Origin of the sequence: Micromonospora sp. NPDC047134, from assembly GCF_040643455.1 — a bacterium.
GTDB lineage: Bacteria > Actinomycetota > Actinomycetes > Mycobacteriales > Micromonosporaceae > Micromonospora.
In genome coordinates this window covers 79,926-91,003 of sequence record NZ_JBEYUI010000023.1, presented here as the reverse complement: position 1 = coordinate 91,003, position 11,078 = coordinate 79,926, and the positions used below count along the sequence as shown (strand labels likewise).

The following is an 11,078-nucleotide window of genomic DNA, read 5'->3' as shown; positions in this document are numbered from 1 at the left end:
CACAAGGGCAAGTAACAACCCTCACCACACCACCACCAACACACCCACACCACACCGCCAGACCACCCTGCCCACACAACGGTCAAAACACGAGACGCTGCCGCGCCCCTGGACAGGGGCGCGGCAGCGGTGGCTATGGGGTGGATCAGGCGACGTTGCGTTGGGTGGGGAGGGTGGACCGGTGGCTGCTGCCCAGCCGGGCCTCCAGCCGGGCCACGTCCACCCGGGTCTGTCGGCGGTCGGCGAGATCCTCCCAGCCGACCGCGAGCAGCCGCAGCCGCTCGGATTCGCTGAAGCCGCCCCACACCCCGTACGGCTCCCGCACGGTCAGGGCGTGCGCGGCGCACTCGGCCCGTACCGGGCAGGCGCGGCAGACGGCCTTGGCGCCCGACTCCCGGCGCAGCCGCGACGAGCCCCGCTCGCCGTCGGGGTGGAAGAACTGCGCACTGTCCCGGCCACGGCAGGCGCCCAGCCGTTGCCAGTCCCACAGGTCGACGATGGGTCCGGGAAGTCTACGTACGTTCGACATCAGCACCCCTCCTCTCGCGCGGCACCGCGAGATGCTTGTTGGCCGGCTTGTCCGGGTGGCGGGCCGCGCAGGGCACCGTTCCCGGCCTTGAGCCCCCGGTACCCCCACCGTCCTCGGCTCACACGTCCTGTGATCAAAAGCTTCGGCGACTTGGGGCAAATGACCTATCTGTCGGAAAAGTTGGGAGGATTGCCCGGAACCTCCTCCCGAGGCTGCCCGGTCATGGTCTGCTCGTCTGCGGAGAGGAGATCGTTGTGCGTACCGTTCTTGTGTGCGTTCGGACGCCGCTCGCTGCACAGCATTTGACTTCCGCAGCGGCGCGGCTGGGATTGTCCGGTGCTGTCCGGACGGCCGTCTCCGACCCCGAGGTGATGCTGCGGCTGGCCGAGCGTCCCGCCGACGTGGTGCTCGCCGACACCGCCCTGACCCGACCGGACAGCGCCGGTTTCGTGCGGCGGGTGCTGGCCCGCGCGCCGCAGGCCGCCGTACTGCTGCTCGGCATGGAGGAGTCCGAGGCCGCCGCAGCGACCATCCACGCTGGAGCACGCGGCCTGATCCAGGGCGTCGACCACGACCTGACCAGTGCGGTCGCCAAGGCCCTGCTGCTGTTGGCCGCCCCCGGCCGGGCCAACCGGCACCGGATAGCCGACCCCGCCCGGGACACCGCCACGGTGGGCAGCCCTCGGCCGGCATCCAACGGTCGGCCCGCCGGGGAGAGTTCCCCGACCTGGCCGGCCACGGACCCGGCCGGTGGCCCATCGATGGTGCCGGTGCAGCGGGGCGAGGACCCGGCCGAGCCGGAGGCCGCGGCCGAGGCGGGCCCGGTCGCCCGGCCGCCCCGCGCCGACCGGTCCACGGTCGGGCTCACCGAACGCGAGTTGCAGGTGCTGCTGGGCATGGCCGAGGGCAAGAGCAACGCCGAGATCGGCCGGGAGTTGTTCGTCTCCGAGGACACCGTGAAGACCCACGCCCGACGGCTGTTCCGCAAGCTCGGGGCGCGGGACCGGGCCCACGCGGTGGCCGCCGGCTTCCGAGCCGGCCTGGTGGCCTGACGCCCACCCCACCGCCCCGACCCGCATCCGGTCCGCCGGGCATGAGGCGGCAAGCCGGGCGTACGCCGGTCGGGCTTTTGCCTTCCGGGCGGCCATGCGGCGGCCGGGTGTACGGCGGGGGACGCGCGGTGGGCTGGTCAGTCTCGGGAGGTGGCTTCGTCCTCGGTGCCCTCGCTCAGGGTGTCGTGCACCCCGTCGGCGTAGCCGCGCGCGTAGTCCCAGGTGACGTAGTGGTCCGGATCGGGGTCGAAGGCCGGTTCGTGCACCCGGGGCCGCCCGGAGCTGAGCAGGTGCCGCAGGTTGCCCCGCAGCAGGTCCCAGTCGAAGTAGTGCGGCTCCCGGCAGTCCTCGCACTCGATGACGAGTCCGCGTACCCCGATCGGCGCGAGCAGTGCCTGGTAGATCTCCAGATCGGCGAGGTCTTCCAGCACGTCCTGGCGTTCGACGTCGGTCAGCGGGTCGATCGCGGAGTCGCGGTCAGGGTCGTCCAACCCGGCTGCCGGATCGGCGGGATCACCGGTGAAGGGGTCGATGGGCTCGTCTTGCACCCCCTCACCGTAGACCTAAGCACCCGCCGATGCCCGTCCCCCTTCGCGCAAGCCAGGCTGAAGGCGTTGCCTGGCCGGGTGGACCGCCAGACGCGGGTGCCACCGGAGCCACTGGGTACGATGGGGGCGACGCCTTCCTGCCCGGCAGTAGCCGGTGCCGCCAAGCCACCTCACTGCAGCCCGTTCGAGCAGCTCAGGAGAGCAATCGTGGAGATTTCGCCCCAGACCCACCTTTCCGCCAGCGCCGATGCTGGCGAGCTGGGCGGCCATCTGCCCGAGCTGCCCGCGGGCTCGGCCCGGGTGGTGCCCTTGGGGCTGACCTTCGACGACGTGCTGCTGCAGCCCGGCGAGTCGGACGTGGTGCCCAGCCGGGTGAACACGGTCACCCGGTTGACCCGCAACGTCACCCTCTCCATCCCGCTGCTGTCCAGCGCGATGGACACGGTGACCGAGGCCCGGATGGCGATCGCGATGGCCCGCCAGGGCGGCATCGGTGTGCTGCACCGCAACCTCTCCGTGGAGGATCAGGCGCTCCAGGTCGACCTGGTGAAGCGCTCCGAGTCGGGCATGATCACCAACCCGGTGACCGCCAGCCCGGACGACACCCTGCGCGAGGTGGACCAGCTCTGTGGGCGTTACCGGATCTCCGGGGTCCCGGTGGTGGACGCCGAGGGGCAACTCGTCGGCATCGTCACCAACCGCGACATGCGGTTCGTCTCCGACCCGGCCACCCCGGTCCGCGACATCATGACCCGGTCCCCCCTGGTCACCGCCCCGGTAGGGGTCAGCAAGGACGAGGCCCTGGGCCTGCTGCGCCAGCACAAGGTCGAGAAGCTGCCGATCGTCGACGGGGCCGGCAAGCTGCGCGGGCTGATCACCGTCAAGGACTTCACCAAGAGCGAGCAGTACCCGAACGCCACCAAGGACGACGCCGGCCGACTGCGGGTGGCCGCGGCGATCGGGGTCGGCGAGGACGCCTACAAGCGGGCCCGGGCGCTCGTCGATGCCGGGGTCGACGTGCTGATCGTGGACACCGCCCACGGCCACCAGCGGGCCGTGCTGGAGATGGTCGCCCGGCTGAAGAAGGACGTGGCCATCGACATCGTCGGCGGCAACGTGGCCACCTACTCCGGGGCCAAGGCCCTCGTGGACGCCGGCGCCGACGGGGTGAAGGTGGGCGTGGGGCCGGGTGCCATCTGCACCACCCGGATCGTGGCCGGTGTCGGGGTGCCGCAGATCACCGCGATCATGGAGGCCGCCCGGGCGGCCCGTCCGGCCGGGGTGCCGGTGATCGGCGACGGTGGCATCCAGTACTCCGGCGACATCGCCAAGGCCCTGGTCGCCGGGGCCGACACGGTGATGCTCGGCAGCCTGCTGGCCGGCTGCGAGGAGAGCCCCGGTGAGCTGATCTTCGTCAACGGCAAGCAGTTCAAGGCGTACCGGGGGATGGGTTCGCTCGGCGCGATGCAGTCGCGTGGGCAGGCCAAGTCGTACTCCAAGGACCGCTACTTCCAGCAGGACGTGACCAGCGACGAGAAGCTGGTCCCGGAGGGTGTCGAGGGCCAGGTGCCCTACCGTGGGCCGCTGTCCCGGATGGCCCACCAGCTGGTCGGTGGGCTGCGGCTGGCGATGGGGTACGCGGGCGCGGAGAGCATCAGCGAGCTGCACCAGCGTGGCCAGTTGATCCGGATCACCGCGGCCGGGCTCAAGGAGAGCCACCCGCACGACATCCAGATGACCGTCGAGGCACCGAACTACCACACCCGCTGACACCCCTTTCGTTGGAAACTGGAGCCCCCCATGCGTGACGTGGTCGAGATCGGGATGGGCAAGACCGCGCAGCGCGGCTACCACCTTGACGACATCGCCATCGTGCCGAGCCGTCGTACCCGGGACGTGGACGACGTCTCCACCGGCTGGCAGTTGGACGCGTACCAGTTCGGCATCCCCTGCGTGGGGCACCCCTCGGACGCGACCATGAGCCCGGCCTCGGCGGTACGCCTGGGTCAGCTCGGTGGCCTCGGGGTGCTCAACGTCGAGGGGCTGTGGACCCGCTACGAAAACCCCAGCAAGGTGCTGGAGGAGCTGGCCGGCCTGGACGAGGACGCCCGCGCCACCAAGCGGCTCCAGGAGGTGTACGCCGAGCCGATCCGGCCCGATCTGATCACCGAGCGGGTCCGGGAGCTGCGTGCCGGCGGCGGCACGGTGGCGGTCCGGGTCTCCCCGCAGCACACCCTGGCCCTGGCTCCGGTCATCCTCGACGCCGGGGTGGACATCCTGGTCATCCAGGGCACCATCGTCTCGGCCGAGCATGTCTCGACCACGGACGAGCCGCTGAACCTCAAGGAGTTCATCGCCGACCTGGACCTGCCGGTCATCGTCGGCGGCTGCACGGACTACAAGACCGCCCTGCACCTGATGCGTACCGGCGCGGCTGGTGTGATCATCGGCATCGGTGGCGACGAGTGGTCCACCACCGAGTCGGTGCTCGGCATTCGGGTGCCGATGGCGACCGCCATCGCCGACGCCGCCGCCGCCCGGCGGGACTACCTGGACGAGACCGGCGGCCGGTACGTGCACCTGATCGCCGACGGGGACATCCGTACCTCCGGGGACATCGCCAAGGCCCTCGGCTGCGGGGCGGACGCGGTGATGCTCGGCGAGCCCCTGTCGCTCTGCGACGAGGCCCCGGCCGGTGGCGCCTGGTGGCACTCGGCGGCCAGCCACCCCTCCCTGCCCCGGGGTGCCTTCGAGACCGCCGGTGGTTCCATCGGCTCGATGGAACGTCTCCTCTTCGGCCCGGCCGACGAGCCCGACGGCCAACTCAACCTCTTCGGCGGCCTCCGCCGAGCCATGGCCAAGTGCGGCTACCGCGACCTCAAGGAATTCCAAAAAGTAGGCCTGGTCCTGGACCGCTAAACCCCACCCCACCCCCCCGCGCCCTCCCCGCGCCCCGTCGATCATGCACTTCTGGTCGCCGGTTCGTGGTGGTTCGTGGTGGTTCGCCGTGACCGTAAGTGCATGATCGGCGCGGCTGGCGGCGGTAGGCTCGGCGAGTGACCGGGGTGAATCGGGTGGTTGGGCGGGGGGTGCGGACGGCGGCGGCTGCGGTGATGGCTGCCGTTGTCCTGGTCGGTTGCACCGGGGACAGTGACGACGGGTTCCGGCCGGGCAGTGTGGACCTGGCCGATCCGTACGCGCCGGGCAGCGGCAACGGCGGCTACGACGTGGAGCACTACCGGCTGAAGGTGCGCTACGACCCGGCCGAGGACCGACTGACCGGGGTGGCCGTCGTCACGGCGACCGCCACCCAGAACCTGTCCCGGTTCAACCTGGACCTGACCGGTCTTCAGGCCGACAAGGTCACTGTGGACGGTGACCCGGCCGAGCACCGGCAGGACGACGGGGAGTTGATCGTCACCCCGAGCCGGAAGCTGAAGAACCTCGGCCGCTTCACCGTCGAGGTGGGCTACGCCGGGGTACCCCAGGCGGTCACGGACGGGGTGCTGGGCGGCAGCGGCTTCCACCACACCGACGACGGGGCGATCGCCCTGGGACAGCCGCACTCGGCGGCGACCTGGTTTCCGGTCAACGACCACCCCTCCGACAAGGCGACCTACGACATCGAGGTGACCGTTCCCCAGGGGCTGGCCGCGCTGAGCAACGGGGTACCGGGGGAGCGGACCACGGCCGACGGGTGGACGACCTGGCGCTGGGCGGAACGGTCACCGATGGCCAGCTACCTGACCACTCTGGTGATCGGCGACTACCGGCTGAATGTCGCCACCCACGACGGCAAGCCGATGGTCACCGCCGTACCCGCCGCTGTGCCGGCCACCGGTCCGCAGGCCCGGACCCTGTCGCGTACCGGGGAGATCGCCGACTTCCTGGCCGGTCTCTTCGGGCCGTACCCCTTCGAGTCGTACGGCGGGGTGGCGGTGGCCGACCCGAGGATCGGGTACGCGCTGGAGACCCAGTCCCGGCCGGTCTACGGGCCGGGCTTCTTCCGCAGCGGCCAACCCAACTACACCGTGGTCGTCCACGAGGTGGCCCACCAGTGGTTCGGCAACAGCGTGGCCCTGAACCGGTGGAGCGACATCTGGCTCAACGAGGGCTTCGCCAGCTACGCCGAGTGGCTCTGGACCGAACACGACGGCGGGCCCAGCGCCCAGCGCACCTTCGAGCAGCAGTACGAATGGACGAACTGGTCCCAACCGGCCCTGGATCCCGGCCTGGACCAGATGTTCAGCACCGCCGTCTACCGGCGGGGTCCGGTGGTCGTGCACGCGCTTCGACGTACCGTCGGTGACGAGGTCTTCTTCCAGATCCTGCGGACCTGGACCAGTGAGCGGCGGGACCGCACCGCCACCACTCAGGACTTCATCGCCCTGGCCGAGCGGATCTCCGGGCGTCAGTTGGGCTCGTTCTTCGACGCCTGGCTGTCCGGAACCACCCCACCGCCACTGCCCTGACCCGCCGCCCCGCCCTGACCGGCTATCGGGGCACCACCAGCTTCGGGTGCTCGGCGAGGAACTCGTCGACCCGGCCGGCCCGCAACTCGGTGAGGAATCGACGGCCGGTAGCGGTCAGTTCCTCGCCCCGGTAGGCGTTGCCCCGACCGACCGCCGCCCCGGGCAGGGTGACCAGGGTCAGCGCCTCGGGAGACAACCCACCCAGGGCGTACGCGAACTCCACGATCCGCCGCCCCCCGACATAGAGCAGCATCTCGCCGAGGGCCGTCACCACCTGTTCGACCTGCTCCGGTTGCCGGGCCAGGTCGGTGTCGAGGATCTTGCCGACCAGCGACCGGATCAACTGCTGCTGGTGGCGTTGCCGGGTGTAGTCGCCACCGGGCAGGTAACGCTGGCGGGCGTAGTCCAGCGCCTGCCAGCCGTTGAGGTGCCGGTCCCCGGGCTCGTAGACCATCCGCGGCCCCACGTACCCGCCCACCCCGGGGCCGGGGGAGCGGTGCTTGCCGTCCGGCTGACGATGCCGCGAGACCACCCGCTGCTCGACGGTGATGTCGACCCCGCCGAGGCTGTCCACCAACTCGTCGAACCCGCCGAAGGTGAGCACCGCCCCGGCATCCAGGCGCAACCCGGTGTACTCGCTGACCACCTGGCTGAGCAACTCGTACCCCTGGGCGGGGTCGGGTTCCTTCGGCCGGTCCGGGACCCGACTGCCGTAACTCATCGCGTTGGTTAGCTTCGTCCGCCCGCCCCGGTAGCCCGCCGGCTCGAAGGCCGGGATGTCCACCACCAGGTCGCGGGGGAGGGAGAAGAGGTACGCCCGGGACAACCCCGCCGGTACGTGCAGGACTAGCACCGCGTCGGCGTGCGGCTCCCAACCCGGCACGCTGACCCGGGTGTCGATGCCGACCAGCAGCAGGTTCAGCGGACCGGTGATGTCCGCGCCCGGCGGCGGGCTCGGGCTGAGGCTGACGCTTGGCGACGTGCTCGGGCTGCCGCTCGTGGCAGCCTGTGTCGTGTGCCCGTCGTCGGAGCCCCGCGTCGACACCACACCGATCACCGTGATCACCACGATGGTGACCAGCCCGGCCAACACCAGCGTCAACCGCCTCCGGTTGCCGCCCCATACCCAGCGGGTCGAGCCACCAAAAGGTCCACTGCGAAGATTCAAGGCCGGGAACCTTTCGTCGTGGTGCTGGAGCCGGATCAGGCTAATCCGACGGAGATAGGGCCCCCGGCGAATCCCGGGGGCCCGGACGGTCACTGCACGAAGATCTTCTTGCTCACCGCGGCCTGGAAGCTGGTCCGGTCACCCGGATACCGCGCTCGCCACCAGCCGGAACGGCTCTCGGTCAGCCGGCCCTCGAACTCGTAGCCCATGCCGTCCCAGTACGACTGATCGTCGTCGCCGACGGTGACCCAATCACCAGTGCCGGTCTCGGAGAACTGGAACTCGACCGGAATGGATCCCGGTGTCATGTCTCCCGGGAACTGGACGTGCCCATGCAGGTGCACCCTACCGTCAGCCTCGCGCGAGGCGGTGAAGTCCGATATCGACGACGGCTGGAGCACGGCGATTTCCACGTCCCGCTGGCTGTAGGCCACGTACGGGTCCGGGTAACCGTCCGGCCGGTCCGGCGCTGAGTAGACGGCGCGTAGCGTCGTGCTCATATACGGCGTAGCGGTGAGCGTGTAGGTGCCGTCCGCGGCGACTGGCAGGCCGTCGAGGTGGGTGCAGTAGTCCTGGGCATCGCAGGAGAGCAGGTTGACCCGACCGGTGGAGACCGGCACCCAGCCGTCCGGGGTCTTCCACGTGGCGGTCCCGGAGACGGTGACCGACTCGCCGGCCTTCACCCTCTTGGCCGAGACCGTGGCGATCACTCTGGTCGCGCGCGGCTTGATCGTGATGGCCGGTGTGTCATAGGACGACGACAGGTGGTGCGGCTGGGCCGGGTTGTACGGGTAGTTGATGAAGATCCTGCGGCCGCTGTCGACGATCGGCAGCACTGCGGTGAACTTGCCGTCGGCGCCGGTGGTCGCCTCCTGCCAGTCGCTGTTCAACAGGGAGATGGGCGCGCCGGCCACCCGCCGGATTTCCATCGTGCCGGGTTGGCGGCCCTTGAGTACGCCGGACACGGTGACCGACCGCCTCTCGTAGGTCGCCGTGGCCGGTTTGACCGTGACCGAGTCGATGTACGTCACGACCACGTAAGCCAGACTCCCGGCGTTCGTCACCCGGGTGGTGACGCCGTTGGTGTCGGTCACCTCGACGTCGACCGGGTAGTAGCCCAGTTGGGGCAGGATGAACGGTTCCTGCGTGGCCCAGACCTGGTTCTGGTCCTCGGGCTCGCCGCGGTAGCGCCAGAACGAGTCGGTGGAGGCGATGATCTCGCCGGTGCTGCTCTTGACGTCGGCGTGGACCCTGGACACTCCGTCTGCCGACCGGATGCCGACGAGCAGTACGCCGGTGTTGCCCTCGAATTCGCTGCTCGCGTACTGAATCTGCGGGCCGGAGGCGGCCTGCGCCGCCGCCGGGACCGCGAAGACCGTAAGCGCCACCAGCGCGGCCATGACGAGCCGAGCTGTTCTCATGCTGAGCCTCCCCGTTCGAATGTCGCTCACATCGAGTGATCGCATTGTATGGACGGGCTACGACATGTATGTCCAACGCCGTGGCGCGGCCCCGGGGTTGTCTCCCGGCCCGACGAGGCCGACGCGTTTGCGCTGGAAGATCGCCTGATCCACCCCTGGCGCGCGGCCTACCCACGAGTAATGATTCCTGCATGCGGTACGACGTGGTCGTCATCGGGTCGGGCTTCGGCGGTAGCGTGGCCGCGCTTCGGCTGGCCGAGAAGGGCTACACGGTCGGGGTCCTGGAGGCGGGCCGCCGGTTCGCCGACGACGAGTTCCCGAAGACCTCCTGGCAACTGCGCAGGTTCCTGTGGGCCCCGAAACTGGGCTGCTTCGGCCTGCAACGGCTCACCCTGCTGCGGGCGGCCGACCGCCGCGCCGGGGGCGGGGTGCTGGTGCTGTCCGGGTCCGGGGTCGGCGGCGGTTCGCTGGTGTACGCCAACACCCTGTACGAACCCCTGGACGCCTTCTACGACGACCCCCAGTGGCGGGACATCACCGACTGGCGGGCCGAACTGGCCCCGCACTTCGCGCAGGCTAAACGGATGCTCGGGGTCACCACGTACCCCTTCGTCACCCCCGCGGACCGGGCGATGCGGCGGGTGGCCGACCGGATGGGGGTGGGGGACACCTTCCACCCCACCCCGGTCGGGGTGTACATCGGACGGCCCGGGGAGCGGGTCGCCGACCCCTACTTCGGGGGTGCCGGGCCGGAGCGTACCGGCTGCACCAACTGTGGTGGCTGCATGACCGGCTGCCGGTACGGTGCGAAGAACACCCTGGTCAAGAACTACCTGTGGCTGGCCGAACGGCTCGGGGTCCAGGTGCACCCGCTGACCACGGTGACCGCCGTGCGCCCTTCCGGCGACGGGTACGCGGTGCACACCGAACGCACCGGCGCCTGGCTGCGCAACCGTCGGCAAGTGATCCACGCCGACCAGGTGATCTTCGCCGCCGGTGCCCTGGGCACCCAACGCCTGCTGCACGAGATGCGGGAGCGGGGCGCCCTGCCCCGGCTGTCGCCTCGGCTGGGGGAGTTGACCCGTACCAACTCGGAGGCCATCCTCGGCGCCTCGGTGTCCCAACGCCAGGCCCGCGCCAGCGGAGTCGACTACACCGAGGGGGTGGCCATCACCAGCTCCTTCCACCCCGACCCACAGACCCACATCGAGCCGGTCCGCTACGGCCGGGGCTCCAACGCGATGGGCCTGCTCCAGTCCCTGCTGGTCGACGGCGGGCCACACCGGGTACGCCGCTGGCTGGGTCAACTGCTGCGGCACCCCGGGCAGACCGCCCGGACCCTGTCGGTGCGGAACTGGTCCACCCGTACGGTGATCGCCCTGGTGATGCAGTCGGCCGACAACTCACTGACCACCCGGCTGCGGCGCGGCCTGTGGGGTCCCCGCCTGGTCGCCGCCCCCGGCCACGGCGAGCCCAACCCGACCTGGATCCCGGTCGGCAACCGGGCGGCCCGACTGCTGGCCGAGGAGATCGGGGGTACCCCCGGCGGTGCGCTTACCGAGCCCTTCGACATCCCGATGACCGCCCACATCCTCGGCGGGGCGGTGATCGGCGCGACCCCCCAGGAGGGGGTCATCGACCCGTACCACCGGGTCTACGGCCACCCCGGCCTGCATGTCGTCGACGGCGCCGCCGTCTCCGCCAACCTGGGCGTCAACCCCTCCCTCACCATCACCGCCCAGGCCGAACGCGCCATGTCCCTCTGGCCCCCCAAGAACACCCCCGACCGCCGCCCCCCACTAGGCACCCCCTACCGCCCCTTACCCCCCACCCCCTGACCCCCGCACCCTCCCGCGCCCCTTGATCTCCGCGCAGATCTTGCACTTTT

Annotated in this window: 9 protein-coding genes; 5 read left to right on the top strand and 4 right to left on the bottom strand. The window is 70.5% G+C overall.

The window, feature by feature from the left end:
* Window positions 1-145 precede the first annotated feature (145 nt).
* Complete coding sequence (locus ABZ795_RS23830) at window positions 146-529, bottom strand: WhiB family transcriptional regulator (RefSeq protein ID WP_327024099.1); 384 nt, start codon at window positions 527-529, stop codon at window positions 146-148.
* Between the two features lie 254 nt (window positions 530-783).
* Between ABZ795_RS23830 and ABZ795_RS23825 the strand changes: the two genes are divergently transcribed.
* Window positions 784-1,581, top strand: coding sequence for a response regulator transcription factor (locus ABZ795_RS23825; protein ID WP_327024100.1), 798 nt, complete (start codon window positions 784-786; stop codon window positions 1,579-1,581).
* 137 nt (window positions 1,582-1,718) lie between these two features.
* Here ABZ795_RS23825 and ABZ795_RS23820 read toward each other — a convergent pair whose 3' ends face one another.
* A complete protein-coding gene (locus ABZ795_RS23820; RefSeq protein ID WP_327024101.1) occupies window positions 1,719-2,129 on the bottom strand; it encodes a DUF5319 domain-containing protein in 411 nt (136 codons plus the stop codon).
* A gap of 207 nt (window positions 2,130-2,336) precedes the next feature.
* Here ABZ795_RS23820 and guaB point away from each other — a divergent pair, with 207 nt between their 5' ends.
* From guaB to ABZ795_RS23805, 3 genes are all read left to right on the top strand, one after another.
* On the top strand, window positions 2,337-3,899 hold the full coding sequence (guaB, locus tag ABZ795_RS23815) for an IMP dehydrogenase (RefSeq protein WP_327024102.1): 1,563 nt from the start codon (window positions 2,337-2,339) through the stop codon (window positions 3,897-3,899).
* Between the two features lie 30 nt (window positions 3,900-3,929).
* Window positions 3,930-5,048, top strand: coding sequence for a GuaB3 family IMP dehydrogenase-related protein (locus tag ABZ795_RS23810; protein WP_327024103.1), 1,119 nt, complete (start codon window positions 3,930-3,932; stop codon window positions 5,046-5,048).
* Window positions 5,049-5,242: 194 nt separating this feature from the next.
* Complete coding sequence (locus ABZ795_RS23805; RefSeq protein ID WP_357531939.1) at window positions 5,243-6,601, top strand: M1 family metallopeptidase; 1,359 nt, start codon at window positions 5,243-5,245, stop codon at window positions 6,599-6,601.
* Window positions 6,602-6,623: 22 nt separating this feature from the next.
* On the opposite strand, the gene ABZ795_RS23800 is transcribed toward ABZ795_RS23805, so the two are convergent.
* Together ABZ795_RS23800 and ABZ795_RS23795 are read right to left on the bottom strand one after the other, a co-directional pair.
* On the bottom strand, window positions 6,624-7,694 hold the full coding sequence (locus ABZ795_RS23800; RefSeq protein ID WP_357531938.1) for an LCP family protein: 1,071 nt from the start codon (window positions 7,692-7,694) through the stop codon (window positions 6,624-6,626).
* A gap of 164 nt (window positions 7,695-7,858) precedes the next feature.
* A complete protein-coding gene (locus ABZ795_RS23795; RefSeq protein WP_357531932.1) occupies window positions 7,859-9,190 on the bottom strand; it encodes a hypothetical protein in 1,332 nt (443 codons plus the stop codon).
* 191 nt (window positions 9,191-9,381) lie between these two features.
* On the opposite strand from ABZ795_RS23795, the gene ABZ795_RS23790 reads away from it, so the two are divergent.
* Window positions 9,382-11,028: a GMC family oxidoreductase gene (locus ABZ795_RS23790; RefSeq protein ID WP_357531931.1), complete on the top strand. Its 1,647-nt coding sequence runs from the start codon at window positions 9,382-9,384 to the stop codon at window positions 11,026-11,028.
* The last annotated feature ends 50 nt before the right edge of the window (window positions 11,029-11,078 follow it).